General features: G+C 61.9%; 1 pseudogene. It reads left to right on the forward strand.

Annotated features, from left to right (window positions below):
• Nucleotides 1-218, forward strand: a pseudogene (locus tag HGT70_RS16515) (VENN motif pre-toxin domain-containing protein); the annotation flags it as partial.

Here is a 218-nt window from a genome sequence, read left to right on the forward strand (position 1 = left end):
GCGATGAACGACTCGGGATTCGGTGTGGGCGGGAGCGTTCAGCGAGCCATCCAAGCGGTGAGCGCGGCGGTACAGGGTCTTGCCGGCGGAGAGTTTGGCGGGGCGTTAGCCGGTGCAGGCGCACCCTATATTGCCAATATCATCGGCCAGAGTGAGCTGGATACGAACGGTAAGTTACTGGCACATGCTACCGTTAATGCCGTGCTCACCGCCGCGCA

The organism is Rosenbergiella collisarenosi (genome assembly GCF_018494085.1).
In the GTDB taxonomy this organism is placed as follows: Bacteria; Pseudomonadota; Gammaproteobacteria; order Enterobacterales; family Enterobacteriaceae; genus Rosenbergiella; species Rosenbergiella collisarenosi.